Below are 26,040 nucleotides of genomic sequence, written 5' to 3' on the forward strand. Positions count from 1 at the left end.
GGTTCTGCGGAGCAATGCTGCGCATTGCACCGCGTCCAGGACACGAGAACTACAGCGGCGGATCGATCGCTTCGTCGTACTCCTTCTTGAAGCGCGCGATCATGTCGGCGGCGGGCACGATGCCGTCGATGCTGCCGATCCCCTGGCCGGAGCCCCAGATTTCCTTCCAGGCCTTCGGCTTGGCACGCTCGCCGGAGGCGTCGGTGCCGAAGTTCATCTTGGAGGGATCCGAGGTCGGCAGGTTGTCGGGGTCCATGCCTGCGGCGAGGATCGAAGGCTTCAGGTAGTTGCCGTGCACGCCGGTGAAGAGGTTGGAGTAGACGATGTCGTCGGCGCTCGAGCTCGCGATCATCTCCTTGTACCGCTCGACCGCGTTGGCCTCCTTGGTGGCGATGAAGGCCGAGCCGATATAGGCGAAGTCGGCGCCGAGGATGCGCGCGGCGCGGATGGCCTTGCCGTTGGCGATCGCCCCCGACAATGCGATCGGACCGTCGAACCATTTTCGCGTCTCCGCCACGAAAGCCAGCGGCGAGATGGTGCCGGCATGGCCGCCGGCGCCGGCTGCGACCAGGATCAGGCCGTCGGCGCCCTTCTCGATCGCCTTGTGCGCGAATTTCTGGTTGATCACATCGTGGAAGACGATGCCGCCCCAGCCGTGCACCGCCTGGTTCAGCTCCTCGCGTGCGCCGAGCGAGGAGATGATCATCGGCACCTTGTACTTGGCGCAAAGCTGCATGTCGTGATCGAGCCGGTTGTTCGACTTGTGCACGATCTGATTGACTGCGAACGGCGCCGACGGCCTGTCGGGATGGGCGCGGTCATAGGCCGCGAGCTCTTCGGTGATCCGCGCCAGCCATTCGTCGAGCAGCTCCGGCGGCCGCGCATTCAGCGCCGGAAACGAGCCGACCACACCCGCCTTGCACTGCGCGATCACGAGATCGGGCACCGAGATGATGAAAAGCGGCGAGCCGATCACCGGGATCGACAGACGCCCCTTGAACAAGGCAGGCATGGACATTGCGAAACGATCCTCTGTTTAGCGGTCAAATCGAAGGTTGGCCGTCATACCAACAAGGCAATCTTTCCACTGTCAAGTATTGCGTTTTGACGCCGGCATGGATGAACCACCGCAATTCCAAGCAGCGGAATTCCTTTCTCCGTCATTCCGCGGCGCGCCTCTTGGCGCGAACCCGGAATCCATTTCGCTATTCGCGCTGCGGGCCGATGGATTCCGGGCTCGCGCTTCGCGCGCCCCGGAATGACAGCAACCTTTACCCCATCAAATCCGGGTTGATCAGCCGCTCGAACGAGAACATCTCGTCCCACGTCTCCTGCGTCAGCAGCTTGCGCTCGAGGACGACGATCTGGTGCAGCGACTTGCCGGTCCTGTAACCTTCGCGTGCGATCTCGGCGCATTGCTTGTAGCCGAGCAGCGGCTTCAGCACCGTGACGATACCAAGCGAATTCAGCACCATGTTGCGGGTGTGCTCCTCGTTGGCGGTGATGCCGACGACGCAATTCTCGCGCAGGCTGTTGACCGCGCGCTCCATGGTGCGGATCGAGAAGAACAGCGCGAACGAGATCACCGGCTCCATCACGTTGAGCTGGAGCTGGCCGGCACTTGCAGCGAGCGTCACCGTGGTATCGAGCCCGATGACCAGGAAGCTGGTCTGGTTGACCACCTCGGGAATGACGGGATTGACCTTGCCGGGCATGATCGAGGAGCCCGGTTGAAGCTGCGGCAGGTTGATCTCGTTGAAGCCGGCGCGCGGGCCGGAAGCGAGCAGGCGGATGTCGTTGCAGATCTTGGTGAGCTTGCTCGCGGTGCGCTTCAAGACGCCCGAAAGCTGCACATAGGCGCCGGTGTCCGAGGTCGCCTCGACGAGATCGCCGGCGAGGATGAAGTCGACGCCGGTCAGCGCGCTCAGGTGCCGCACGGCAAGCTTGGGATAGCCGACCGCCGCGGTGACGGAGGTGCCGATTGCGGTGGCACCGAGATTGATCTCGCGCAGCAGCGCGCGCGCTTCCGAAATGCGCTCGACCTCCTCGCCGATCGTGGTGCCCCAGCCACGGAATTCGGCGCCGAGCGACATCGGCACCGCGTCCTGAAGATGCGTGCGTCCCATCTTCAGCACGCGGTCGAACTCGCGCCCCTTGGTGAAGAAGGCCTCCTGGAGCTGGCGCAGCGCCGTCATGTAGCTCTCGAGCCGCAGGATCAGCGCCAGCCGAAAGGCGGTCGGATAGGTGTCGTTGGTCGACTGGCCGTAATTGACGTGATCGTTGGGGCTGACGTGCTGGTAGTCGCCCTTGCTGAAGCCAAGCGCTTCCAGCGCGAGGTTCGCGATCACCTCGTTGGCGTTCATGTTGGTGGAGGTGCCGGCACCGCCCTGGATGAAGTCGGTGACGAATTGATCCATCATGTCACCGGCGATGACGCGGTCGCAGCCGAGGATGATGGCGTCCGCGACCTTGGCGTCGATCGCGCCGAGATCGCGATTGGCCATGGCCGCAGCCTTCTTGACGTAGCCAAGCGCCTTCACGAAGTAGGGCTCCTGGTTCATCGGAATGCCGGTGATGTGGAAGTTCTCCTTCCCGCGGATGGTCTGGACGCCGTAATAGATGTCGTCGGCGATCTCACGCTGTCCGAGGAAGTCCTGCTCCGTCCGGCTCATGGGCGCTCCTTGCTGCTTCCGCGCTGGGCCATCACGTCAGTTCTGGCATAGCGCGCTGGTCACGAAGGTATCGGTGCGGCAGTCGTCCGGTTTGCGTTGCCTGCCCGGAATGAGAACCTTGGCCGAGCATTTCTCGGCGGAGTCGGCATTCAGGCTCTTGCCTTCCTTGTAACCCTTGCTCTGGCAGAGCAGGTCGGCGGCCTGCTTGCAGTCGGGCGCGCCGTTCGACGAGACCGGGCAGGCCACCCGCCCCGACACCACGGTCGAGGGTTTGGCCAGCCGCGACAGATCGTTCATGGTCTCGCTCGGGCTTTTGATCGGCGGCAGGATCGAGGGCAGCTTGTCGAACAGCTTGCCCATTTCGTTGATCAGCCCGGGATTTTCCGCAGGCGCCGGTGACGCAGATGGAGCGGGCGGCGGCGCCGCCTGCACGCCCGGCTGCTGGAGGCCGAGCGCTGGCGGGGCGGATTGCGTCCACCCGGTCCCGCCGCCACCGAGCAGAAGCAGCAGCGCTGCTGAGGTCAGCGTCCCGAACCGCACGGCCGGATTGCCGGATCGAACCATCATGACGGCAACCGTAGCCGAAGCCGAAGCGGCGGCAAAGCCGCTGAGGCGTTGTCGAGTGAACATGATCCCCGCGCAACGCCTGCCTTTGTCGCGCGGGAAGGCCGCTTCGCGCTGGCGCGGCCGTTTGATCCGATCGTGGTCTAGATCAGCTTGATGGCGATGACGAAGCCGAGCACCAGCACGATGGCACCGAGCGCGACCCACAGACCGAGATGCCGCTCGATCCGGACCCGGATCCAGTCGCCATAGCGATTGAGCAGGATCGCCACGACGAAAAAGCGTCCGCCGCGCGCCACGATCGAGCACAGGATGAACAGGATGATGTTGTAGCCGGCGAAGCCCGAAGTGATGGTGACGAGCTTGTAGGGGATCGGCGTCAGGCCCTTGAGCAGGATGATCACCGCGCCCCATTCCGCATAGGAGGCGCGGAAGGCGTCGACCTTGTCGGCAAGCCCGTAGACCTGGATCAGCCATTGGCCGAGCGAATCGAACAGCAGCGCGCCGATGGCGTAGCCGACGACGCCGCCGAGCACCGAGGTCGCGGTGCAGACCGCGGCATAGAGCCAGGCGCGCTCCGGACGCGCCAGTGACATCGGAATCAGCATGACATCCGGCGGGACCGGAAAGAAGGAGCTTTCGGCGAAAGACACCACGCCCATGATCCAGAGCGCGTAGGGCTTGTGGGCGGCGTCGATGCACCAGTCGTAGATATGTTTCAGCATGGCGCCGCGATGAAGCACCATGGGACGGATTTGTCCATGCCGAGATTGAGGCGAATTATGACGTTTCTAGTGGCGCTTGCGCGCGGCACGGCTCTCAAGCGCGACAATTGGCCGCCTGGCCGCAACGCGGGGTGACGCGACTTTGGGCAGTTTCATCGGCGATTTCGGCAGCTTCTCGGCGATGCCGAGCATGTCTTCCCGCCGCGCCATCTCGCGCCAGACGTCCTCGGGACGGACTCCGGCCGAAGCCCACAGCACGGTGAGATTGTAGAGCAGGTCGGCGCTTTCCCGGACCACGGCCTCGCTATCGCCGTTGACCGCATCGATCACGACTTCGATGGCCTCTTCGGCGAGTTTCTTCGCCATCTTGGACGGGCCACGCTGAAACAGCCGCGCCGTGCGCGATGTTGCCGGATCAAGATCCCTGGCCGCGAGCACAGCCAGATATAGCCGCTCAAGCGAATCACTCATGGTAGTCAAAACTACTCTAAAGAAATGGTGGTCGTGTTAACGCAGGACAAGAAAAGCAGAAAACAGGCCGGCGCGGCAAGCGCGACGGCCTGTCCCGGTTAACCCCGGCTACCAGAGTTAATAGCAGTTCTGGTAATATCCCTGGCCGCAGTACTCTGACGGAGCCGTGCCGCCATAGCGCTGATACTGGTAGTTCGGGCCCGGACCGTAATAGGGGCCGTAGGCCGGGCCACTGTAATAGGCAGGACCGCCGTAATAGCCATAGCCCGGGCCGTAGTCGTATGCGTTACGGCTGGCGGCGATGGCGAGACCGGTGCCGATGGCGGCGAAAGCCGCAGCGGCGGCCGCTCCACCTCCACCGCCATGCCAGTGGCGACCGCCCGCATATGACGCGGTCGGGGCAATCGTGGTCAGCGCCAGCACCGCAGCGGTGGCAAGAACGGCCTTTCGGCCCGCAAACTTGGAAAATCGCTCGAACATGTCTTGGCCCTCCTTTGGGACCTGAAATCGACGCCTGCGGACAGGCTCATGCCTCTCAAACCCGCATAACCTAAGTTAGGTTCCCCAACCCCAACGCAAGCTGAACGGGGTTGCGTAACGATGCCGCAACGCCGCTCATCGGCCGTTCATGTTGACACGGAAAGACTGAACGCCGGCCGGCGCTCAAGGCGTCACGAAACCACAACAATGCGGGACCGGCGCAACTGATGTCGGAATTCAGGACGATCGCGCTTCGTTGCCTGCTGGCCCTCTCGATCTCGCTTGCAACACTGACTGCTCGCGATGTCGGCGCGGTAGAGACCGCGGTGCCTTCCATCACGATTCACCTCACTTTCGACCGACCGGTGGACGCGAGCGTGGCACCGTTCTTCCTGGCCGCAAAGGACGGCAGGTTCGGCGCCGAGCATCTCAGCGTGTCCTTCAATACCGCGGCCGGATCGCCCGAGGCGCTCGCACGCGTCGCCAAGGGCGACAGCGAGCTCGCGCTCGTCGACATCAACGAGCTGATCCGCTTTCGCGACAAGGAGGACGCGGCGCCGGTCAAGGCGGTGTTCGTGCTGTTCAACCGCGCGCCCTACGCGATCGTCGCGCGGAGGAGCCGCGGCATCCACCTGCTGCCCGATCTCGACGGCAAGACGGTCGGCGTTGCCGACGGCGATCTGTCGATGCGGCTATGGCCGGCGCTGGCGCAGCAGAACGGCATCAAGGCATCGCGAGTCAAATTCCACAAGATCGGTGCGGCAGTGCGCGAGCCGATCCTCTCGGCGGGCCAGGTCGATGCGGTCGCGGGCTTCAGCTATCTCTCGGCCGTGAACCTGCGCGACCGCGGGGTGCCCGGTGGCGATCTCGTCGTGTTGCGCTATGCGGACTACGGATGCGAAGCCTATGGCTTTGCCATGGTGGTGAACCCCGCCTTCGCCGCATCGAAGCCGGATGCCGTGAAGGGCTTCATCCGCGCCTTGATCGCGGGCATTGCCGAGACCGTCAGGGAGCCGGGACGTGCGGCGGAGGAGGCGGCGAACCGCATGGACAACGGCGACCGCAACCTGGAGCTGGAGCGCCTGCGCGCCGTGCTCGCCGACAACATCCTGACCGACGAGGTCAGGCGCAACGGCATCGGCGGCGTCGAGCCGGCACGGCTGGAGCGCTCGATCGATCAGATCGCGCAGGACTTCAAGTTCCGCCGGCGGCTCACCGCGGGTGATATCTTCGACGACCGTTTCCTGCCACCGGTTACCGGACGGCTGATCAACTGAGCAAAACTGACAGCTTCCGCTATATCTCCCGCACGATCCCTGCTTAAGATGCGGGCTCCGTTACTCGCCCGAGTTCGTCGCCCGCATGTCCATCCTCCGTCTCTACACCCGCGTTCTCGAGCTGCTCGGCAAGGAGGCGCGGCTGGGCTGGCTGCTCGCGGTCGCCAATCTCCTGCTCGCGGGCTCGCAATTCGCCGAGCCTGTGCTGTTCGGCCGTATCGTCGACGTGCTCTCGGGCAAGACGGTCGCGGGGTCAAGCTCGGCCTGGCCGTTCCTGGCCGCCTGGGTCGCGTTCGGGCTGTTCACCATCGCGTGCAGCGCGCTCGTGGCTCTGCAGGCCGACCGGCTCGCGCACCGCCAGCGTCAGGCGGTGCTGACGAGCTATTTCGAGCACATCCTGCAACTGCCGTTGACCTTTCATTCCGGGACGCATTCCGGCCGGCTGATGAAGGTGATGCTCAACGGCACGGACGCGCTGTGGCGGCTCTGGCTCGGCTTCTTCCGCGAGCATTTTGCCGCGATCCTCTCGGTCCTGGTGCTGCTGCCGCTGTCGCTCTATCTGAACTGGCGGCTCGCAATTCTGCTGTTCGTGCTCTGCATCGTCTTCACGGCGCTGACCACCTTCGTGGTGCGCAGGACCTTCGGCATGCAGATGGCGGTCGAGGAGCACTACAGCGAGCTCTCCGCGCGCGCTTCGGATGCGCTCGGCAACGTCGCGCTGGTGCAGAGCTTCGTCCGCGTCGAATCCGAGGTGAAAGGGCTGCGCTCGGTCGCCGACGAGCTGCTGGCCGCGCAGATGCCGGTGCTATCGTGGTGGGCCCTGGTCACGGTGATCACACGCGCCTCCACGACCATCACGGTGCTCGCGATCTTCACCTTCGGCATTGCCCTGCACGACCAGGGGCTCACCTCGGTCGGCGAGATCGTGATGTTCGTGAGCTTCGCGACGATGCTGATCCAGAAGCTGGAGCAGGTCGTGAGCTTCATCAACAACGTTTTCATGGAAGCCCCGCGCCTGCGCGAGTTCTTTGGCGTGCTCGACGCCGTGCCCGCGGTGCACGACCGGCCAGACGCGATCGATGCCGGCAGGCTGTCGGGCCTCGTCGAGTTCAACGACGTCACCTTCTCCTATGACGGCAAGCGTCCGGCGATCGAGGACCTCTCCTTCACCGCCCTGCCCGGCCAGACCATTGCGATGGTCGGCCCGACCGGCGCCGGCAAGTCGACCGCGATTGCACTGTTGCATCGCGCCTTCGATCCGCAATCCGGCGTCATCAAGATCGACGGCATGGACGTGCGCGGCCTCACGCTGACCTCGCTGCGCCGAAACATCGGCGTGGTGTTCCAGGAAGCGCTGCTGTTCAATCGCTCGATCGCGGATAATTTGCGCGTCGGCAAGCCGGACGCGACCGAGGCCGAGATGCGCAAGGCGGCGGAGCGGGCTCAGGCGCTGGAATTCATCGAACGCAGCGGCGGCTTCGAGACGAATGCCGGCGAGCGCGGCCGCATGCTCTCCGGTGGCGAGCGCCAGCGCCTGTCCATCGCCCGTGCGCTGCTGAAGGATCCGCCGATCCTGATCCTGGACGAAGCCACCAGCGCGCTCGACGCCGTCACCGAGGCCAAGTTGAATGCCGCTCTCGACGAAGTGATGAAGGGCCGCACCACCTTCGTGATCGCCCATCGCCTTTCAACCATCCGCAACGCCACGCGGATCCTGGTGTTCGAGAACGGTCGGGTGATCGAAAGTGGAACTTTCGATGAACTCGTGGCCAAAGGCGGCCACTTCGCCGAGCTCGCCAGGGCCCAATTCATGGTTCAGGAGAACGCACGGGCCAGCGTGACGGCGGCCGAGACTGCCGCGACGGCTGCCAAATCCCCCTGACAAGTCCCCACGGCACCGTCGAAATTCGGCCTATTTCATTGCGGAATACCGCGGCGATCCCCCTATTCTCGACGCACCAGCCGGTATAGGTTTGCGACGCCGCAAGCGGCGGCGCTGGATCTCAGAACCGACCATCAGATCACGAGAGCCGACCGTATCAGGCGGATCTCCAAGGACCGGAATCGGATAGTGCACGCCTTTCGCCCGCTGCTGCCTGGCAAATCCCTGTTCAACCTGCTCGCTGCGGCGTTCGCATGCGCCGTGCTGCTCGCGCCGCGCGCGGCGAGCGCCGAGGCGCTGCTGCTGATCGAGGCCGACAGCGGCAAGGTGCTGCAGGCCGATAACGCGACCATTCCCTGGTACCCGGCCTCCGTCACCAAGATCATGACCGCCTACGTCACGCTGAAGGCGGTCAAGGAGGGCCGGCTCACGCTCGACACGCTGCTCACGGTGTCGCCGACGGCTGCTTCGCAATCGCCCTCGAAGATGGGTTTTCGCCCGGGAACACAGCTTACCGTCGACAACGCGCTGAAGATGATGATGGTGAAGTCGGCGAACGACGTGGCCGTGGTGCTCGCCGAAGGCGTCGGCGGCTCCATCGACGGCTTCTCCGCGATGATGAACGACACCGCGAAGAAGCTCGGCATGACGCAGACGAGCTACGTGAATCCGAACGGCCTGCCCGCCGAGGGCCAGATCACGTCGGCGCGCGACCTCGGCATTCTGGCGCGCTCGTTCCTGCGCGACCTGCCGGAATACGAATACTTCGTGCACGTCCCGGCGATCCGCTTCGGCAAGCGCGTCACCGGCAATTTCAACAAGCTGATCGGCCGCTATCCCGGCGCCGACGGGTTCAAGACCGGGTTCATCTGCGCCTCCGGATACAATCTCGTTGCCTCGGCCACGCGCAACGGCCGCCGGCTGATCGCGGTGGTGCTCGGCGCAAGTTCCGGCACGGCGCGCGCGGTGAAGGCGGCGCAGCTGCTTGAGCGCGGCTTCGCTCAAGACAATCTCACCTGGCTGCGTCCCTCGCTGGGTACCGTCGACAACCTCGTGCCGGTCGACGCCTCGCCGCCGAACCTGCGCGACGAGATGTGCGGCCCCCACCGCAAGCGGCCGGCCAGTGACGACGATGGTGCACTGATCGCGACCAACGGCGGCGCCACGTCCGGATCGGCGTCGGCCACCGGCGGCGAGGCCCAGATCACGTTCTTCACCGCCGGCCTGCAGCCGCCGATGATGAAGGCTTCCGAGCTGATGGCCTCGGCACCGGCCGCGACCGAGCCCGTGCTGGTCTATACCGGCCCGACCCGCACCGGCACCGCCCTGATCGCCGCGGTTGCCGCCGATGCCGACCAGCAGACCACGGCGAAGCCACGTGGCAAGAAGTCGCGCGTCGCCAGCAAGCCCGACGCGGCCAGCAAGCCCAAGGATGCAAACAAGGACGCCGGCAAGGACACCAAGACGGCGGCAGTGAAGCCGGATGCCAAGTCCGAGACGAAGTCCGAAGCCAAGCCGGAGGCCAAGAGCGGTGCCAAGGCGGCAGCCAAGCCAGCCGGGACCAAGCACGATGTGGCAGCGAAACCCGCCGACAAGCCTGCAGCAAGCGGCGATCAGGCGGCCAAGCCCGCCAAGCCCAAGGCCGCGACCAAGCCCGCCGCTGCCGCGAAGCCGGCGAACAACAGTTAACGTTTCTCGGATCAAAGCGCGGCCCGCGCCTCGCACCCGCGGCAGCGCGTTTTGCGATGATTCCAGTAGCTCCGCCCCGACCTTTGCCCTAAGCCACGACGGCTTGCCACCCGTTCCGGCAGGTTGGATACTGGCGGCAATGAGGCAAGCCCGAGACACAACGGGCTCAGTATGATGAGGGGAGCTACCATGGAGCGCATCTGGCTCAAGCAATATCCGCCCGGCGTGCCCGCCGATATCGAGCCGACGCAATACGCATCGCTGGTCGACCTGCTGGAGGAGAGCTTCGCCAAGTTCGCCGACCGCAAGGCGTTCATCTGCATGGACAAGTCGATCAGCTATCGCGACCTCGATCAGATGTCTGTCGCGCTTGCCGCCTACCTGCAGGGCCGCGGTCTCCAGCGCGGCGCCCGCGTGGCGATCATGATGCCGAACGTACTGCAATACCCGGTTGCGACCGCTGCCGTGCTGCGGGCCGGATACGCGGTGGTCAACGTCAATCCGCTCTATACGCCGCGCGAACTCGAGCACCAGCTCAAGGATTCCGGCGCCGAAGCCATCATCGTGCTGGAGAATTTCGCCCACACGGTCGAGCAGGTGATCGCGAGGACGCAGGTGAAGCACGTCATCGTCGCCAGCATGGGCGACCTGCTCGGCTTCAAGGGGGTCATCGTCAATCTCGTCGTGCGCCGGGTCAAGAAGATGGTACCGGCCTGGTCGCTGCCGGGGGCAGTCGCGTTCAACGATGCACTCTCGGCCGGCCGCGGCATGACGTTCAGCAAGCCGAAACTATCGCCGGGCGACGTCGCCTTCCTGCAATACACCGGCGGCACCACCGGCCTCTCCAAGGGCGCCACGCTGCTCCACCGCAACATCGTCGCCAACGTGCTCCAGAACGACGCCTGGCTCCAGCCGGCGCTCGCCGCGCCGCCGCATGTCGACCAGCTCATGGTCGTGTGCGCGCTGCCGCTCTATCACATCTTCGCGCTGACCGCCTGCTACCTGCTCGCGGTGCGCGCGGGCGGCTGCAATCTCCTGATCCCCAACCCGCGCGACATTCCCGGCTTCATCAAGGAGCTGGCGAAATACCAGGTCAACAGCTTCCCGGCCGTGAACACGCTCTACAACGGGCTGATGCACCATCCCGATTTCAAGAAGCTCGACTTCTCCAAGCTGAAGATCTCCAACGGCGGCGGCATGGCCGTGCAGCGCCCCGTCGCCGACCAGTGGAAGGCGATCACCGGCTGCTTCATCGCCGAAGGCTACGGCCTGTCGGAGACCTCGCCGACGCTGACCTGCAATCCCGCGACCGCGACCGAGTTCTCCGGCTCGATCGGCATCCCCGTGCCATCGACGTATATCTCGATCCGCGACGACGACGGCAACGAGGTGCCGCTCGGCCAGCCCGGCGAGATCTGCGCCAAGGGCCCGCAGGTGATGTCGGGCTACTGGAACAGGCCGGAAGAGACCGCGAAGGTGATGACCGCTGACGGCTATTTCCGCACCGGCGACATCGGCATCATGGACGAGAAGGGCTACACCAAGATCGTCGACCGCAAGAAGGACATGATCCTGGTCTCCGGCTTCAACGTCTATCCCAACGAGGTCGAGGAAGTGATCGCGAGCCATCCGGGTGTGCTCGAATGCGCCGTGATCGGCATCCCCGATTCCAAGTCGGGCGAGGCGGTGAAGGCCTTCGTGGTCAAGAAGGATCCGAACCTCACGGCCGATGCGGTCATCACGTTCTGTCACGAGCAACTCACCGGCTACAAAGTGCCAAAGCACATCGAATTCCGCACCGAACTGCCGAAGACCAATGTCGGCAAGATCCTGCGCCGGCAGCTCCGCGACGAGACGAAGGCCGAGGCCGCGTAAGCACGCCTTGATTCATGGCCGAGGTCGGTGACATCAGTCCGGCCGGAATTCTCGCCTTCTGGCGCGAGGCCGGCCGCGAGCGCTGGTATACGCGCGACGACGCCTTCGATGCAGAGATCAGGCGCCGCTTTCTCCCTGTGTGGCAGAAGGCGACCGCCGGCGAGTTCACGTCATGGGAGGCAAGCGATGACGGCGCGATCGCGCTCGTCATCGTGCTCGACCAGTTCCCCCGCAACATGTTTCGCGGCACCCCGCAGGCTTTCGCCAGCGACGCGCAGGCGCGCGAGGTCGCCCGTCGCGCCATCGCGCGGGGTGTCGACCGCAGGGTCGATCCCGTCCTGCTCGAATTTCTCTACATGCCCTTCATGCATTCCGAGCATTTGGCCGACCAGTTGCATTGCATTGCGCTATTCCAGGGCACCGACAATGCCGAAAGCCTGGAATACGCCCATCTGCACGCCGACATCATCCGCCGGTTCGGCCGCTTTCCGCACCGTAACCAGTTCCTCGGCCGCGAGACCACGGCGGAAGAGCAGGCCTTCCTCGACAGCGGCGGCTTCGCGGGCTGATGACATGACAGTTAAGCGTCGGAAGCCTGCCGCTTCCCCGCCGGCAATATTGTGCAGGCCCGCAGCTCGGTCTAAAAAGCAGGACCGATATTCAGGGAGACTGATGATGGCGATCCAGATTGGCGACAAGCTGCCCGAGGCGAAATTCCGCGTGATGACGGCGGAAGGCCCGCAGGTGAAGACCACCGACGATGTCTTCAAGGGCAAGAAGGTGGCGCTGTTCGCGGTGCCCGGCGCCTATACCGGCACCTGCCACAAGATGCATCTGCCGAGCATCTTCCTCAACGCCTATGCCATGAAGGACAAGGGCGTCGACACCATCGCCATCGTCTCCGTCAACGATGCCTTCGTCATGAACGCCTGGAAGCGCGACACCGACCAGCGCGACGAGGCGGTCTTCCTCGCCGACGGCAATGCCGACTTCACCAAGGCGATCGGCATGGAGCTGGACGCCTCCGCCAACGGCCTTGGCATCCGCTCCAAGCGCTATTCGATGCTGGTCGAGGACGGCGTGGTCAAGAAGCTGAACCTCGAGGCGATGCCCGGCAAGGTCGAGGTCTCCGGCGGCGATACGCTGCTGGGACAGCTGTAAGGCACGACGCCATCGCACCATTTGCACAACTGTCATCGCCCGCGAAGGCGGGCGATCCAGTACGCAGAGGCTTCTCGCTCAATCACAACCGTCTCTGGAATACTGGATCGCCCGGCCAAGCCGGGCGATGACAGTTGAGAATGAGGCGGCACCGGCGACTTCGGCCCGCCTACTCCGCCACCCGCTGCTGCAACCTCGCCTTCACGATCCCGTCCCGCGCCAATTGATCGGCGCGCTCGTTCTCGGGATGGCCGGCGTGGCCCTTGACCCAGTGCCAGCGAACCTCGTGCTGCTTCAGCGCGGCATCCAGGCGCTGCCATAGCTCGACATTCTTCACCGGCTTCTTGTCGGCGGTGCGCCAGCCGTTGCGCTTCCAGCCGAAGATCCAGCCCGTGATGCCCTGCCGGACATACTGGCTGTCGGTGTAGAGATCGACCGTGCACGGCTTCTTCAGCGCCTCCAGCGCCGAGATCGCCGCCATCAGCTCCATCTGGTTGTTGGTGGTATGGCGCTCGCCGCCGTTCAGCTCCTTTTCCTTGTCGCCGAACTTCAGGATCGCGCCCCAGCCGCCCGGCCCCGGATTTCCCGAGCAGGCACCGTCGGTATAGATCGTGACAACGGGAAGCTCGCTCACGCCACCAGCCCCGACGGCATCAACCCATAATCGCGCACGCTCGTCACGCTCTGGTGGAAGCGCAGCTTGCGGGCATATTCCAGGGGATCCTTCGGCTTGACCAGCGCGCCCGGCGGCACGTTGAGCCAGTCGACCAGCCGCGTCAGCAGGAAGCGGATCGCAGCGCCGCGCGCCAGCAGCGGCAGCGCGGCCTCCTCGGCTTCGCTCAGCTTGCGCACGCGGCCGTAAGCATTGAGGAAGGCACGCGCCTTGGTGACGTTGAGGGAATGATCCGGCTCGAAGCACCAGGCGTTGAGGCAGATCGCGACGTCATAGGCCAGCATGTCGTTGCAGGCGAAGGTGAAGTCGATGATCCCGGAGAGTTTGTCGCCGAGGAAGAAGACGTTGTCGTTGAAGAGGTCGGCGTGGATCACGCCCTGCGGCAGATTGGTGGGCCAGACCCCGCTGGAGAGATAATCGAGTTCGGCGGCAAGAAAACCGCGCAGGCCCGGCTGCACCTCGTCGGCGCGGTTTGACGCCGCATCGAACAACGGCCGCCAGCCCGCGACCGAGAGCGCATTGGCGCGCTTGATCGCAAAATTCGCGCCGGCCAGATGCATCCTGGCCAGCCCCTCGCCGACCCCGGCGCAATGGGTCACGTTCGGCTTGCGCGGCCAGATGCCTTCGAGAAAGGTGATGATCGCGGCGGGCCGGCCTGCCAGCTCGCGCAATGCTTCGCCATCCCGTCCCTTCACCGGCAGCGGGCAGTTGACGCCATGCTCGGCCAGATGCGCCATCAGCGCGAGGAAGAACGGCAGATCGTTCTTCGCCACGCGCTTCTCGTAGAGCGTGAGGATGAACGAGCCCTTGCCGGTGTGCAGCAGGAAGTTGGTGTTCTCGACGCCCTCGGCGATGCCCTTGTAGGAGAGCAATTCGCCAAGATCGTATTGTTTCAGGAAATCCGCTAGCTCGTCGGCGGCGACGTCGGTGTAGACCGCCATAAAGGTCTACTCGGCGGCAGCTTCGGGGCGCACCTGACGCGGCAGCGGGAAGAACTCGTTCTCCTCCGCGGCCGAGACCGTCTCCACGTGCAGCGTGTAGCGCTCGGCGAAGGCATCCATGATCTCCTCGACGATCACTTCCGGCGCGGACGCGCCTGCCGTGATGCCGAGGCTGGTGATGTTGCCGAACCTGGTCCAGTCGATGTCGGTGGCGCGTTGCGCGAGCACCGCGATCTTGCAGCCCTCGCGCTCGGCAACCTCGCGCAGTCGCTGCGAGTTCGACGAGTTCGGAGCGCCGACCACGATCAGGGCGTCCACCACCGGCGCCACCTTCTTCACCGCGAGCTGGCGGTTGGTGGTGGCGTAGCAGATGTCTTCCTTGTGCGGGCCGTTGATGTTCGGGAAGCGCTCCTTGAGCAGCGCCACGATCTCCGCGGTGTCGTCGATCGACAGCGTGGTCTGGGTCACGAAGGCGAGGTTGTTGGGGTCCTTCGGCGTGATGGTCTTGGCGTCCTCGGCGGTCTCGATCAGGGTCACGGCGCCGGGCGGAAGCTGACCAAGCGTGCCGACCACCTCGGGATGATGGGAGTGGCCGATCAGGAAGATCTCGCGGCCGCGCTTGAAATGAATCGCAGCCTCGCGATGCACCTTGGTGACCAGCGGGCAGGTCGCGTCCAGCGAGAACAGATTGCGGGACTGGGCATCGGCCGGAACCGACTTCGGCACGCCGTGGGCCGAGAACACCACCGGGGCAGTGGTATTTTCCGGGATTTCGGCAAGCTCCTCGACGAAAATGGCGCCCTTCTTCTTCAACCCGTCGACGACGTATTTGTTGTGCACAATCTCGTGGCGAACATAGACGGGGGCGCCGTACTTATCGAGCGCCCGCTCCACGGTGTCGATCGCCCGGACCACCCCGGCGCAGAAGCCACGGGGAGAACAAAGCACGATCTTGAGGTCTGGTTTGGCTGACATTGAGCGATCTCGGGACCGAATCACCCGTTTCGCCTTCTGGCGGGGGCGGTCGATGGATGGGAAAGGGCTTAATACGGTCGGCTTGAACCTTACACCGGTTCAAAGGGAATTGGGCCCCCTTTCGGGCGGTGTCAAGGCACTATCCATAGCAGAACCATTGCATGGCTGCCCCCTCCGGGATTATATAGCGCGAATTCCCTGTCATCGCTGATGACCACCGGTTTCGCCTCCAGAGGGGTGGGCGAAGCACAAAGGAGATTTGCCATGAGCAACGCACCTCTGATGCCCAAGGCGACCGCCGTCTGGCTGCTCGACAACACCGCGCTGACCTTCGACCAGGTCGCCGATTTCACCAAGATGCATCCCCTCGAGGTGCGCGCGATCGCCGATGGCGACGCGGCCCAGGGCATCAAGGGCATGGATCCCCTCTCCAACGGCCAGCTGACGCGCGAGGAGATCGAAAAGGGTGAGAAGAACCCGGATTACCGGCTCCGCCTCCAGGAGAGCAAGGTGGTGCTGCCGCCCCAGCCCAAGCGCAAGGGACCGCGCTACACCCCGGTCTCGCGCCGCCACGAGCGCCCGAGCGCCATCCTCTGGCTGCTGCGCAACCATCCGGAACTCAAGGACGCCCAGATCATGCGCCTGGTGGGCACCACCAAGAGCACGATCGCGAGCGTGCGCGACCGGACCCATTGGAACACCTCGTCCCTGACCCCGATCGACCCCGTCACCCTCGGCCTGTGCTCGCAGATCGAACTCGATTTCGAGGTGCAGCGCGCGGCCAAGGAAAAGCCGATCGACGCAGCCTACGGTGGCGCCACCCTGCTGCCGGCCTCCGAGACCACGCGCAAGGACGAGTACGAGCCGGCGGAGAAGTCCGGCGACGATCTCAACGTCGACGCCGTGTTCGCCAAGCTGAAGACGCTCGGCGGCAAGAAGCACGAAGGCGAGGAGGAGTAAGGCTCCGCTCTTCGTCTGCATCCGAATGCAATAAAGCGCGGCGGGAAAACCCGCCGCGTTTCGTTTGTGCGCCCCAGCCCCCGCTGTCGTGCAGCGCTCTCCTGATACCCCTCAGAACTTGTACGTCACACCGACGCCGACCAGCCACGGATCGATATGCGCGGTGCCGGTGACCGGCAGGCCGGCGACGGTCGCCGAGTAGTTCGGACGCAGCCAGAGCTTCTTGACGTCGACGTTGAGACCCCAGTGCCGGTCGATCATGTAGTCGAAGCCGAACTGGACGGCGCCGCCCCAGGCGTTGCTGACGTGCAGGTTGGTGGTGGTGGCGACGATCGCGGGCGGGCCGACGATCGCTGCCGGCGTATTCGCAGCGGAGTTGTTGAAGAACACGGTGTAGTTCACGCCCGCGCCGATATAGGGCTTGAACGCGCCGAAATTGTCGAAGTGATATTGCAGCGTCAGCGTCGGCGGCAGCAGGGTGGTCTTGCCGATCGGGAGGTTCGCGAGCGAGCCGGTGCCGCTGATTGAGTGCCTGGTCACGCCGAGGATCAGCTCGGCCGCGATGTTCTTGGTGAAGAAATAGCTGATATCGAGCTCGGGGACCACCTGATCGCTGATCGAGAGGCCGGAATTCGGCGACGACAGCGAAGGCACGCCCGCGACATTGACGGTGCTCCCGCCCCCATCCGGCAGCACGCCGAGCACCCGCAGACGCACCATCCAGGGATTGAACGCCTCCACCGGCGGCGGCGGCGCCTTCTTGTAGACCGGCAAATCGGCCGCCTGCGCCGAGGCAAAAGTGCCCACGAGCATCGCGCCAATCGTGGCGAGCCGCGCCAGGTTTCTCGTCGTTCTCTGCATTTCAATCCCCTTCAGCCATCTCTCGCGCATCGTTGCGCGACATCAGCGTCAGAGCAGAAAGGGGATGGCGAAGGATTTGATGCCGATCAAATCAGGACAAACGCGCCACGATTTGGGTGCGACGTTGCAGATGTGTCACGGAAAACGCGAATGCGAGGCGCGTGGCGCGGCATCATAGTGCCGAGCCTCACAACATCACGGCCGCTCAGGATGGTTCAGCATGTACTCGCCGAGATCACGCTGACGGCGGTCGGCACGCGCGGTAGCAGCATTGCGCTGGACGTCGCGGTCCTTGCGGCAGGCCACGTATTCCGGCGAGCCCTGCGCATAGCCCCGGCTCTGGCAGACCGCATCATCGTCGTCGCCGCCGACCGCCACCGGCGTCTGGTAACGCGCGGAACAGGCGGAGAGAGCGATGGCGAGAGCTAAAGCGATCAGCAGGCGCGGCGCGGCGGAAAGCGGCATCAGGGGTCCCTTGTTGGCCGGCACTGTTTAGCGCGGAATGGGGAGAATGTAAGTCCCTGGACGCCGCTCCCGCCCGGTGTCATTCCCCGCGAAAGCGGGGAATCCAGTACGCTGCGGCCTCTCGGCTCTAACCTCACCGTCTCTGGAATACTGGATCGCCCGCCTTCGCGGGCGATGACAGTAGCAATTGGTGGGGCGGCTTCACGCCTCGCGGGCAAATGGCGTTAGCGTCACACCCTCCCCTTCAGCGCCTCTCCGATCTCGTCGAGCGCCTTGGGATCCTCGATCGTCGCCGGCATGGTCCAGGACTCGCCGTCGGCGATCTTCTTGATGGTGCCGCGCAGGATCTTTCCGGAGCGCGTCTTGGGCAGGCGGCCGACGGTGATTGCGAGCTTGAAGGCGGCGACCGGGCCGAGCTTGTCGCGAACCAGTGCGATGATCTCCTTCTCGATCGCGGCGGGCGCGCGCGTCACGCCCGCTTTCAACACCAGGAAGCCGCAGGGCACCTCGCCCTTGATCGCGTCCTTGACGCCGAGCACGGCGCATTCGGCGACGTCCGGATGCGAGGCCAAAATCTCCTCCATGCCGCCGGTCGAGAGCCGATGGCCGGCGACATTGATGATGTCGTCGGTGCGGCCCATGACGAAGACATAGCCGTCCTCGTCCTTGTAGCCGGCGTCAGAGGTCTTGTAGTAGCCGGGGAATTCGCTGAGGTAAGCCTCCTTGAAGCGCTCGTCCTGATGCCACAGCGTCGGCAAGCAGCCAGGCGGCATCGGCAGCTTGATGACGATCGAGCCCATGGTGTTGGGGCCGACCGGCTTTGCCGCTTCATCGACCACGTCGACCTGGTAGCCCGGCATCGGCACCGTCGGCGAGCCGTGCTTCACCGGCAGCATGCCGAGCCCGACCGGATTGCCGGCAATGCACCAGCCGGTCTCGGTCTGCCACCAATGATCGATCACCGGCACCTTCAGCTGCTGCTCCGCCCACTCCACCGTCGGCGGATCAGCGCGTTCGCCGGCGAGGAACAACGTGCGGAACTTCGACAGATCATACTGCCGGATGAACTTGCCTTCCGGATCATCCTTCCGGATGGCGCGGAACGCCGTCGGCGCGGTGAACAACGCCACCGCCTTGTGCTCGGAGATCACACGCCAGAATGCGCCGGCATCGGGCGTGCCGACCGGCTTGCCCTCGTACATGATCGTGGTCGCGCCATGAATGAGCGGGCCGTAGACGATGTAGCTGTGGCCGACCACCCAGCCGATATCGGAGGCGCACCACCACACCTCGCCCGGCTTGACGCCGTAGAGGTTGAACATCGACCATTTCACCGCGACGAGGTGCCCGCCATTGTCGCGCACGACGCCCTTGGGAATCCCCGTGGTGCCCGAGGTGTAGAGAATGTAGAGCGGATCGGTCGCGGCGACAGGAACGCAAGGAGCTTTCTTGCCGTCGTTCAGCGCCTTGCGGCGCAGGCTCGCCCAGTCGTAATCGCGACTTGGCGTCATCTCGCAGGTGAGCTGGGGACGCTGCAACACGATGCAGGCCTTCGGCTTGCTGCCGGCAAGCCTGATCGCCTCGTCGAGCAGCGGCTTGTACTGCACGATTCGGCCGGGCTCGATGCCGCAGCTTGCGGACAGGATCAGCTTCGGCTGCGCGTCGTCGATGCGCGTGGCGAGCTCCTTCGCGGCAAAGCCGCCGAACACCACGGAGTGGACCGCGCCGAGCCGCGCACAGGCGAGCATCGCGACCACCGCCTCCGGCACCATCGGCATATAGAGAATGACACGGTCGCCCTTGGTGACACCGAAGTCCTGCATGACGGCGGCGAGCGCCTGGACCTCGCTCAGCAGTTCGGCATAGGTGAGTTTGGTGACCGAATTGGTCAGCGGCGAATCGTGGATCAGCGCGACCTGGTCGGCGCGGCCGCGTTCGACATGGCGGTCGAGCGCGTTGTAGCAGGTGTTGACGACGCCGCCGGCAAACCAGCGGCCATAGGTTCCTTGCGAGGGATCGAAGATCTTCGTCGCAGGCTCGATCCAGTCGATCTCCTTCGCCGCTTCGACCCAGAAGCCTTCGGGATCGGCCAGCGAGCGCGCGTGGACCTCATGATAACGGCTTTTCCCGTCGACGTTTCCTTCGACGTTTCCCTGGACGTTCATCCCGCGCTCCCGTGCCTTTGTTCGCCTGCCGCCGACCCTTGTGGCAGGACAGGCGCCCCGCCATGACCAGGATCAATTGCCGGCCTTGTTGTGGGCCTATTTTCGCGGGAACGGGCCGCGGTTCAAGCTCAAAAGGACGGGCTTTTCGGGGAAGACACAGCAGACGCCGCGGGGCGGTACATTCCCTCGCCACGCTCGCGGGGTGTAGGGCCGCGAAAGGACTGTGGCAGTGGAGCCCCCGCAAGCCGCTGGGCTATCGCATGCGAGTTCTCGGCGGGGACTGAGCGAGCGCCTCGTCCTTCGAGACGACCGCTTCGCGGTCTCCTCAGGATGAAGCTGAGTGGCATTGGGGCCCGCTGAAACTGCTAGCGCACACTCAGTCCTCATTCCTGAGGGCCCGCCAAAGGCGGGCGTCTCGAAGGATGGCCGCAGGGAAAGGTCCTCAAGTGCGATAGCCCTGCCGCGAGCGGGGAGAGACGACGAATGCGGAACGCTTCTCAGCTCTCCATCGCGTTCAGCTTCTGCAGCCGCTGCTGCATGATCTTCTTCAGATCATAGTCGGGGCGGCCGAAGCTGGCGTTGCGAGTGGCCAGGAATTCGCGCTGGGTCCTGCGCAAATCGCCGGCGGAGCGCTTGTTCGCCAGCCTCAGCACGCGCTCGTAGGCCTCGGCGATCTGGCGGTCGAGCACGCCGAGCTGCGGATCGGCGCAGATCACCTTCTCGACCTCGCGTTTCGCCGTCGCGCAATCGAAGGACGGGCCGTTGCCGGAAACCGCATTCAGCGGACGCAGCGGCTCGGCACCGAACTTCGCGATCTCGGCGATCATGGCGCGGCGGCCGTTGGCGGCATTCTCGTTGCCCGGATCGAGCTTCAGCGCCGTCTCGTAGTCCGCCAGCGCCTTCTTGCGCTCGCTCATTTTCTTGTAGAGCACGGCGCGGTTGTTGTAGGTCTTCGCAAAGTTCGGATCGAGCTCGAGCGCGGCATCATAGTCGCTCAGCGCAGCCCCGAGCTCGCCCTTGAACTGGTAGGAATCGCCGCGGTTGGTCAGGAAGTTGGCGCGCCGCTCACGCCGGATCGCCTCGTCGTAATCGGCGATGGCCTTGTCGTACTCGCCCATCGCGGCATAGGCGAGGCCGCGATTGTCGTAATATTCCGGCTGCTTGGGGTCGAGCCTGATGGCCTCGGTGTTGTCGGCGACGGACTTGTCGTGCTGGCCGAGCTTCTTCCAGGCCGCGCCGCGGTTGGTGTAGGTGCGCGGCCGGTTGGGGTCGAGCCGCAACGCCTCGTCGAAATTCCTGATCGCTTTTTCGTTGTCGCCGCCGAGATAGTAGGCAACGCCGCGGTCGGACCAGGCTTGCGCATCGTCCGGCTTCAGCTTGATGGCCTGGTCGTAATCGGCGAGCGCGCGATCGAGCCGGCGCTGATTGGTGTAGACCACGCCGCGCGACTCGTAAGCCTCCGCATCCTGCGGATCGAGCTCGATCGCCTTGGTCAAATCGGCCGCGGCGCGGTTGAGATTGCCGCCGGCCTCGCGCAGGAGGTCGCCGCGCAGGCGCCAGGCTTTTGCGTTCTTGCCGTCGAGCGCGATGGCGCGGTCCAGATCGCGCAGCGCCTGTGACTGGCCTCCAAGGGTTCTCGCATTGGCCTCGGCGCGGACGACGAGGGCCGCGCTCCGGTCGGAGGCTGGATTTTCGGGCTTGTCGATGATGGCGCTGCACGCCGGGATCAATTCGGCCGGGGCAGCCTTGCTGCCCAGCACGCATTCGGCGCTCGCCGAGGCTGGGGAAGCGAGAACAAGGCACATTGCCGCGCCGAGGAAGAAGGCGCGAAGCGGGATTTTGGCAGGCGAAAGCGCTTGCGCGGAGGCTGGGGTGCCGCACATGGCATAGGGCTCCGTGACGTCGGGTTCTCTCCATTGTCGCACCTGGCCTCGGACGGGTTCAATTCGGCGCCGTCCAGCCCATGCCCGGACTTGCCTCTGGCGAAGGCCCGTCAGTATCCGTCGCCCCCGTTCAGCCTTTTCAAGCGGTCCTGCATCGCCTTCTTGAGGTCATAGCCCGCCCGACCGAAATCGGCGTTGCGGCGCGCGATGAATTCATCCTGCTCGCGCTGGAGCGCTTTGGCCTCGCCCGCATTGCGCGCCTGGCGGATGGCACGGGCATTGGAGGCAAAGACCTCGCGATCGAGATCGGCGAGCTCGCGATTGCCGCAGATCGCCCTTTCCACCGCGCGACGCGCTCGCGCGCAACTGAAGCTGGGCTTGCCGGCGACCGCCATCTGCGCGCCGATTCGCTCGAGCTCGCGCGCCATCGCCTTGTGATTGGCCTTGGCCTTTTCCTGGTTCGGATCGATTCTGAGGGCTGCGCCGAAATCCTGCACCGCCCTGGGCTTGTCGCCCTTCTTCAGCCAGAGCTCGCCGCGCGCGTTGAAGATATCCGCAAGGCCCGGATCGAGCTCAAGAGCACGGCTATCGTCGGCGATGGCACGGTCAACCTGGTCGTGCCGCGCATGGAGCGCGCCGCGCGCGATCAGCGCCTTAATCAGATCCTCCTTCGCCGTCTTCTCATTGTCGATCACGGCAGCGCAGGCAGTGGCAGCCTTGTCCATGTCATCGGCCGCGGTCGCCGCGAGACAGAGCGCGAGATCGACCTGCGTCACGGCGACCGGCTCGCCGCCGGTCGCCGCATCGGCCGGGGCGAGCGAAGTTGCGTAGAGCAGCAGCCCGGCGCCGAACAGGTGAATGAGAAGACGCATGCTCGTTGCCGTTGGAAGGTCTTGTCTCAGGGGTTTCTTTTGAGGTCTTGCCTTGGGACCGTACTATCCATCATACGGCGGGATTGCTGCCAGCTCGTGGCGCCGCTCAGATCGGCTTCGGGGGATCAACGTGTCGACATTCGAATGGATCATCGCGCTTCTGCTCGGCGCCGTTGGCTTATCGGCGTTGGCGCGGCGGATCAAGGTCCCCTACCCGACCTTTCTCGCCGTCGGCGGCGCTCTGATCGCCTTCGTGCCGTCGAGTCCGTCCTGGACGCTGGAGCCGGACCTGGCGCTGGCCCTTTTCGTCGCGCCGGTCCTGCTCGATGCGGCCTTCGACACCTCGCTGCGCGATCTCCGCAACAACTGGGTTCCCGTCTCGACCCTCGTCGTCGCCGCAGTCGGCCTGACCACGGCCGCCGTGGCCTATGTCGCGCACCGGCTGATGCCCGACATGCCCTGGGCCGCCGCGATCGCGCTCGGCGCGATCGTGGCGCCGCCGGATGCGGCCGCTGCCGTCGCGATCCTGAGCCAGGTGAAGCTGCCCCACCGCATGGTGAAGGTGCTGGAGGGCGAGAGCCTGCTCAACGACGCCAGCGCGCTTCTGATCTATCGCATCGCGGTCGGCGCAGTCGCCACCCAGCATCTGACATGGAGCCAGGTCGCGCCGACCATGGCGCTGGCCCTGGTCGGCAGCGTCATCGCCGGCCTGGTCGCGGCCCGCATCATCCTGCCGATCATGGAGCGCGTGACGGAGGCCCCGAGCGCCATCATCGTGCAGTTCGCCACCACCTTCATGATCTGGATCGCCGCCGAGCACCTCGGCCTCTCCGGCATCCTCACCATCGTGGTCTATGCCATAGCGATCGCACGCACGGCGCCGGCACGCATGCCGGCGCGGCTGCGGGTGCCGTCCTATGCGGTCTGGGAGACGATGGTGTTCGTGCTCAACGTGCTCGCCTTCATGCTGATCGGCATGCAGATGCGGCCGATCTGGACGCGGCTGGACGCGGACGTGCGCTGGGAATATTGCGTGGCCGCCGGCTGGATCCTGCTCACCGTGGTGCTGGTGCGGCTGTTCTGGGTGACGTTCTACCGCGCCACGTTGCGCGCGCTGGTCGCGCGCGGGATCTACCATCCGAAGGATCCGAAACAGGTCGCCTCGGCGAGGGGCGGACTCATCATCTCCTGGTGCGGCATGCGCGGCCTCGTCACGCTCGCCGCTGCCTTTGCCCTGCCGGAGAACTTTCCCTATCGCGACTTCATCGTCTTCATCGCGTTTGCGGTGGTGCTGGGCTCGCTGGTGATCCAGGGCCTGACGCTGCGGCCGCTGATCCTCGCCTTCAACCTCGAGGACGATGATCCGGTCGGCGTCGAGGTCGCCCGCGGGCGGGCCGTTGCCTATCGCGCCGCGCTCGACGCCATCGAGAGCGATCCGTCGGAGGAGGCGGAAATCCTGCGGCTGGAATACCGCGCCATCCTGATGCAGGCCGAGACCGATCCGAACGGCGGCATTGCCAATGGCGAATTGCCCGCCGATCCGCTGCGCCGCCGTGCGATCGAGGCCGCGCGCAGATCGATCTTCGATCTCCGCGCCACCGAGGTGATCGGCGACGACGCATTCCACCGGCTCGAGGAAGAGCTCGATCGCGCGGAATTGAGCGCGGGGGGATGAGCCGACAGCCCGCGCAAGCGCGCAGAAGCGCCCGGCCGATCCGAGGCGACGATCGGGCTTGAACCAAACCGCCCTTCCCCAGACTCACCCCTCATGACCACTCTGACCGACGACCGTCGTGTCCGCGCGCGTGATGCGTCGCCTGCACGATATTTTTATCTGAACATGTCCCTGGCCTGCGCGGCCACTGCGTTTCTCGGCTTCGCACCGACCTATTGGATGCCGCTCGCCCGCGGCGCGCTATCAGCGAGCCCCGTGATTCATTTTCACGGATTCTTGTTCTTCACCTGGACACTCTACTTCGTAATCCAGACCTGGCTCGCGGCCTCCGGCCGCGTGATCAATCATCGCGCGCTCGGGATCGCCGGCGTCTCGCTCGCCACCGCGATGACGATCTTCGGCTTCCTCGCCTCGGTCACCTCGATGAAGCACGCTGCCGCGCTGGGGCAAACCGACGCCGGCATCAGCTTCTCGATCGTGCCGATGAGCGGCATCGCGTTCTTCGCCGTCGTGTTCGCGTTGGCGATCATGAACACGCGCAGGCCCGAGATTCACAGGCGCCTGATGCTGCTCGCGGCGGTCTCGATCCTCGATGCCCCGATCGCGCGCTGGTTCCTGACGTTCCTCGCCCCATCAGGACCGCCCGGCCCGCCGCCGGTGCCCGTGACGATTGCGCCGGCTGTCGTCGCTTCCCTCCTGCTCGTCGTCGCCATGGTGCGCGACTGGCGCACCGAAGGCCGCGTGCATCCGGTCTACATCTACGGCACGCTCGCGCTGCTGGCAGTGAAGGTGCTGAACTGGCCGATCAGCGAGACGGCGGCATGGCATGCGTTCGCCGGAGGCATCCTGGCGCTGGCGCAGTAGCTCGGTGTCGTCCCGGACAAGCGAAGCGCAGATCCGGGACGACGACGGAGCATGAGGCGAAGCCTAGGCCCCCGCCTTGCACGTGATTCCGCCGTCGACCACGAGCTCGATGCCCGTCACATATTTCGACTCGTCCGACGCCAGGAACAGCGCTGCATTCGCCACGTCCCAGGCGTCACCCATGTGGCCCATCGGCACCTGCGCATCGCGCTTGCGCCACATCTCGTCGACGTCGCCGCTGGCGTAGCTGGCGGCAAGACCGGCGGAATGCGCAACCATGGGCGTCTTCATCAGGCCCGGCAGGATCGCGTTCACCCGCACATGATGGGGCGCGAACTCGACCGCCGTGGTGCGCGTCATCATGTTCATCGCCGCCTTCGAGGTGCCATAGGTGACGTAGGAGATCCCCATGTGGCGGATCGAGGCGATCGAGGAGATGTTGATGATCGAGCCGCCGCCCTGCCTCACCATGACGGGGATGACGTGCTTCATGGTGAGATAGGCGCTCTTGAGGTTGACGCTGAAGACGCGGTCCCAGCTTTCCTCGCTCACCTCGACCACGCTGCCCATCTCGGCGATGCCGACATTGTTGTCGAGCACGTCGATGCGGCCATAGGTCTTCAGGCACGCCGCGACCATCGCCTCGATCTCGGCAGGCCGCGAGACGTCGGCCGTGAACGCCGTTGCCTTGCCGCCCTCGTCGGTGATGATCTTCGCGGTCTCTTCCGCTGCAGCACCGTTGCGATCGACGCAGAACACCTGCGCACCCTCGCGCGCGAACGTCACCGCGGTCGCCTTGCCGTTGCCCCAGCCCGGCCCGATCGAGCCGGCACCCACCACCATCGCAACCTTGCCCTTGAGCCGATCCATCGCGTGTCTCCCGTTTTTTTTTGTAGCCCGGATGAGCGCA

General features: G+C 65.0%; 24 protein-coding genes. 9 read left to right on the plus strand and 15 right to left on the minus strand.

What is annotated here, in order from left to right; genetic code table 11:
• Positions 1–49 precede the first annotated feature (49 nt).
• The 6 genes from AX729_RS14660 to AX729_RS14685 all read right to left on the minus strand — a co-directional run bounded on the left by AX729_RS14660 (position 50) and on the right by AX729_RS14685 (position 4,912).
• Positions 50–1,018 carry an NAD(P)H-dependent flavin oxidoreductase gene (locus AX729_RS14660; protein ID WP_061024150.1) on the minus strand — a complete coding sequence of 323 codons (969 nt, stop codon included), beginning with the start codon at positions 1,016–1,018 and terminating at the stop codon, positions 50–52.
• A gap of 253 nt (positions 1,019–1,271) precedes the next feature.
• A complete protein-coding gene (locus AX729_RS14665; RefSeq protein ID WP_061024152.1) occupies positions 1,272–2,672 on the minus strand; it encodes an aspartate ammonia-lyase in 1,401 nt (466 codons plus the stop codon).
• A 36-nt stretch (positions 2,673–2,708) separates the two neighbouring features.
• Positions 2,709–3,239: a hypothetical protein gene (locus AX729_RS14670; protein WP_061024154.1), complete on the minus strand. Its 531-nt coding sequence runs from the start codon at positions 3,237–3,239 to the stop codon at positions 2,709–2,711.
• Positions 3,240–3,379: 140 nt separating this feature from the next.
• Positions 3,380–3,982 carry a YqaA family protein gene (locus AX729_RS14675; RefSeq protein ID WP_197433603.1) on the minus strand — a complete coding sequence of 201 codons (603 nt, stop codon included), beginning with the start codon at positions 3,980–3,982 and terminating at the stop codon, positions 3,380–3,382.
• A 45-nt stretch (positions 3,983–4,027) separates the two neighbouring features.
• Entirely contained in the window at positions 4,028–4,432 is a 405-nt protein-coding gene (hisE, locus tag AX729_RS14680) for a phosphoribosyl-ATP diphosphatase (RefSeq protein ID WP_061024156.1), read from the minus strand.
• A gap of 117 nt (positions 4,433–4,549) precedes the next feature.
• Positions 4,550–4,912, minus strand: a complete 363-nt coding sequence (locus AX729_RS14685) for a hypothetical protein (RefSeq protein WP_061024158.1) — start codon at positions 4,910–4,912, stop codon at positions 4,550–4,552.
• A gap of 227 nt (positions 4,913–5,139) precedes the next feature.
• Here AX729_RS14685 and AX729_RS14690 point away from each other — a divergent pair, with 227 nt between their 5' ends.
• From AX729_RS14690 to AX729_RS14715, 6 genes are all read left to right on the plus strand, one after another.
• Positions 5,140–6,189, plus strand: a complete 1,050-nt coding sequence (locus AX729_RS14690; protein ID WP_061024160.1) for an ABC transporter substrate-binding protein — start codon at positions 5,140–5,142, stop codon at positions 6,187–6,189.
• A gap of 85 nt (positions 6,190–6,274) precedes the next feature.
• Complete coding sequence (locus AX729_RS14695; protein ID WP_061024162.1) at positions 6,275–8,071, plus strand: glucan ABC transporter ATP-binding protein/ permease; 1,797 nt, start codon at positions 6,275–6,277, stop codon at positions 8,069–8,071.
• A 189-nt stretch (positions 8,072–8,260) separates the two neighbouring features.
• Positions 8,261–9,760 (plus strand): D-alanyl-D-alanine carboxypeptidase family protein, encoded by a 1,500-nt coding sequence (locus AX729_RS14700; protein ID WP_061024164.1) that lies wholly within the window; start codon positions 8,261–8,263, stop codon positions 9,758–9,760.
• 189 nt (positions 9,761–9,949) lie between these two features.
• A complete protein-coding gene (locus tag AX729_RS14705; protein WP_061024166.1) occupies positions 9,950–11,635 on the plus strand; it encodes a long-chain fatty acid--CoA ligase in 1,686 nt (561 codons plus the stop codon).
• A gap of 14 nt (positions 11,636–11,649) precedes the next feature.
• A complete protein-coding gene (locus AX729_RS14710) occupies positions 11,650–12,204 on the plus strand; it encodes a DUF924 family protein (protein ID WP_061024168.1) in 555 nt (184 codons plus the stop codon).
• Positions 12,205–12,310: 106 nt separating this feature from the next.
• Positions 12,311–12,796 carry a peroxiredoxin gene (locus AX729_RS14715; protein WP_061024267.1) on the plus strand — a complete coding sequence of 162 codons (486 nt, stop codon included), beginning with the start codon at positions 12,311–12,313 and terminating at the stop codon, positions 12,794–12,796.
• A 169-nt stretch (positions 12,797–12,965) separates the two neighbouring features.
• Here AX729_RS14715 and rnhA read toward each other — a convergent pair whose 3' ends face one another.
• From rnhA to ispH, 3 genes are read right to left on the minus strand one after another with little or no spacing between them, the layout of a single operon-like run.
• Positions 12,966–13,430, minus strand: coding sequence for a ribonuclease HI (gene rnhA / locus AX729_RS14720; protein WP_061024170.1), 465 nt, complete (start codon positions 13,428–13,430; stop codon positions 12,966–12,968).
• Positions 13,427–14,410, minus strand: a complete 984-nt coding sequence (locus AX729_RS14725) for a homoserine kinase (protein WP_061024172.1) — start codon at positions 14,408–14,410, stop codon at positions 13,427–13,429. Before AX729_RS14725 ends, rnhA begins: the two co-directional genes overlap by 4 nt.
• Positions 14,411–14,416: 6 nt before the next feature.
• Entirely contained in the window at positions 14,417–15,385 is a 969-nt protein-coding gene (gene ispH, locus AX729_RS14730; RefSeq protein ID WP_061024173.1) for a 4-hydroxy-3-methylbut-2-enyl diphosphate reductase, read from the minus strand.
• Between the two features lie 264 nt (positions 15,386–15,649).
• On the opposite strand from ispH, the gene AX729_RS14735 reads away from it, so the two are divergent.
• A complete protein-coding gene (locus AX729_RS14735) occupies positions 15,650–16,345 on the plus strand; it encodes a DUF1013 domain-containing protein (protein ID WP_061024175.1) in 696 nt (231 codons plus the stop codon).
• A 111-nt stretch (positions 16,346–16,456) separates the two neighbouring features.
• Here AX729_RS14735 and AX729_RS14740 read toward each other — a convergent pair whose 3' ends face one another.
• From AX729_RS14740 to AX729_RS14760, 5 genes are all read right to left on the minus strand, one after another.
• On the minus strand, positions 16,457–17,206 hold the full coding sequence (locus tag AX729_RS14740; RefSeq protein WP_061024269.1) for an OmpW/AlkL family protein: 750 nt from the start codon (positions 17,204–17,206) through the stop codon (positions 16,457–16,459).
• A 195-nt stretch (positions 17,207–17,401) separates the two neighbouring features.
• Positions 17,402–17,671: a hypothetical protein gene (locus AX729_RS14745; RefSeq protein ID WP_061024271.1), complete on the minus strand. Its 270-nt coding sequence runs from the start codon at positions 17,669–17,671 to the stop codon at positions 17,402–17,404.
• Between the two features lie 230 nt (positions 17,672–17,901).
• A complete protein-coding gene (locus AX729_RS14750; protein WP_061024176.1) occupies positions 17,902–19,836 on the minus strand; it encodes a propionyl-CoA synthetase in 1,935 nt (644 codons plus the stop codon).
• A 497-nt stretch (positions 19,837–20,333) separates the two neighbouring features.
• On the minus strand, positions 20,334–21,719 hold the full coding sequence (locus AX729_RS14755; protein ID WP_061024178.1) for a tetratricopeptide repeat protein: 1,386 nt from the start codon (positions 21,717–21,719) through the stop codon (positions 20,334–20,336).
• Positions 21,720–21,829: 110 nt separating this feature from the next.
• Entirely contained in the window at positions 21,830–22,591 is a 762-nt protein-coding gene (locus tag AX729_RS14760; protein WP_061024180.1) for a tetratricopeptide repeat protein, read from the minus strand.
• A 130-nt stretch (positions 22,592–22,721) separates the two neighbouring features.
• On the opposite strand from AX729_RS14760, the gene AX729_RS14765 reads away from it, so the two are divergent.
• Positions 22,722–24,266, plus strand: a complete 1,545-nt coding sequence (locus AX729_RS14765) for a cation:proton antiporter (protein WP_061024182.1) — start codon at positions 22,722–22,724, stop codon at positions 24,264–24,266.
• 93 nt (positions 24,267–24,359) lie between these two features.
• A complete protein-coding gene (locus AX729_RS14770; RefSeq protein WP_061024183.1) occupies positions 24,360–25,130 on the plus strand; it encodes a hypothetical protein in 771 nt (256 codons plus the stop codon).
• A 63-nt stretch (positions 25,131–25,193) separates the two neighbouring features.
• Here the strand turns inward: AX729_RS14770 and AX729_RS14775 are convergent, their stop codons facing one another.
• Complete coding sequence (locus AX729_RS14775) at positions 25,194–26,000, minus strand: SDR family NAD(P)-dependent oxidoreductase (RefSeq protein WP_061024185.1); 807 nt, start codon at positions 25,998–26,000, stop codon at positions 25,194–25,196.
• Between the last annotated feature and the right edge of the window lie 40 nt (positions 26,001–26,040).

This window comes from Bradyrhizobium sp. CCH5-F6 (genome assembly GCF_001556045.1).
Classification (GTDB): domain Bacteria; phylum Pseudomonadota; class Alphaproteobacteria; order Rhizobiales; family Xanthobacteraceae; genus Bradyrhizobium.

Bases quoted from the DNA above. Each gene is read 5' to 3' on its own strand.
- AX729_RS14660 (WP_061024150.1), bottom strand. From the start codon at position 1,018: ATGTCCATGCCTGCCTTGTTCAAGGGGCGTCTGTCGATCCCGGTGATC.
- AX729_RS14665 (WP_061024152.1), bottom strand. From the start codon at position 2,672: ATGAGCCGGACGGAGCAGGACTTCCTCGGACAGCGTGAGATCGCCGAC.
- AX729_RS14670 (WP_061024154.1), bottom strand. From the start codon at position 3,239: ATGATGGTTCGATCCGGCAATCCGGCCGTGCGGTTCGGGACGCTGACC.
- AX729_RS14675 (WP_197433603.1), bottom strand. From the start codon at position 3,982: ATGGTGCTTCATCGCGGCGCCATGCTGAAACATATCTACGACTGGTGC.
- hisE (WP_061024156.1), bottom strand. From the start codon at position 4,432: ATGAGTGATTCGCTTGAGCGGCTATATCTGGCTGTGCTCGCGGCCAGG.
- AX729_RS14685 (WP_061024158.1), bottom strand. From the start codon at position 4,912: ATGTTCGAGCGATTTTCCAAGTTTGCGGGCCGAAAGGCCGTTCTTGCC.
- AX729_RS14690 (WP_061024160.1), top strand. From the start codon at position 5,140: ATGTCGGAATTCAGGACGATCGCGCTTCGTTGCCTGCTGGCCCTCTCG.
- AX729_RS14695 (WP_061024162.1), top strand. From the start codon at position 6,275: ATGTCCATCCTCCGTCTCTACACCCGCGTTCTCGAGCTGCTCGGCAAG.
- AX729_RS14705 (WP_061024166.1), top strand. From the start codon at position 9,950: ATGGAGCGCATCTGGCTCAAGCAATATCCGCCCGGCGTGCCCGCCGAT.
- AX729_RS14710 (WP_061024168.1), top strand. From the start codon at position 11,650: ATGGCCGAGGTCGGTGACATCAGTCCGGCCGGAATTCTCGCCTTCTGG.
- AX729_RS14715 (WP_061024267.1), top strand. From the start codon at position 12,311: ATGGCGATCCAGATTGGCGACAAGCTGCCCGAGGCGAAATTCCGCGTG.
- AX729_RS14725 (WP_061024172.1), bottom strand. From the start codon at position 14,410: ATGGCGGTCTACACCGACGTCGCCGCCGACGAGCTAGCGGATTTCCTG.
- ispH (WP_061024173.1), bottom strand. From the start codon at position 15,385: ATGTCAGCCAAACCAGACCTCAAGATCGTGCTTTGTTCTCCCCGTGGC.
- AX729_RS14735 (WP_061024175.1), top strand. From the start codon at position 15,650: ATGAGCAACGCACCTCTGATGCCCAAGGCGACCGCCGTCTGGCTGCTC.
- AX729_RS14740 (WP_061024269.1), bottom strand. From the start codon at position 17,206: ATGCAGAGAACGACGAGAAACCTGGCGCGGCTCGCCACGATTGGCGCG.
- AX729_RS14745 (WP_061024271.1), bottom strand. From the start codon at position 17,671: ATGCCGCTTTCCGCCGCGCCGCGCCTGCTGATCGCTTTAGCTCTCGCC.
- AX729_RS14750 (WP_061024176.1), bottom strand. From the start codon at position 19,836: ATGAACGTCCAGGGAAACGTCGAAGGAAACGTCGACGGGAAAAGCCGT.
- AX729_RS14755 (WP_061024178.1), bottom strand. From the start codon at position 21,719: ATGTGCGGCACCCCAGCCTCCGCGCAAGCGCTTTCGCCTGCCAAAATC.
- AX729_RS14760 (WP_061024180.1), bottom strand. From the start codon at position 22,591: ATGCGTCTTCTCATTCACCTGTTCGGCGCCGGGCTGCTGCTCTACGCA.
- AX729_RS14770 (WP_061024183.1), top strand. From the start codon at position 24,360: ATGACCACTCTGACCGACGACCGTCGTGTCCGCGCGCGTGATGCGTCG.
- AX729_RS14775 (WP_061024185.1), bottom strand. From the start codon at position 26,000: ATGGATCGGCTCAAGGGCAAGGTTGCGATGGTGGTGGGTGCCGGCTCG.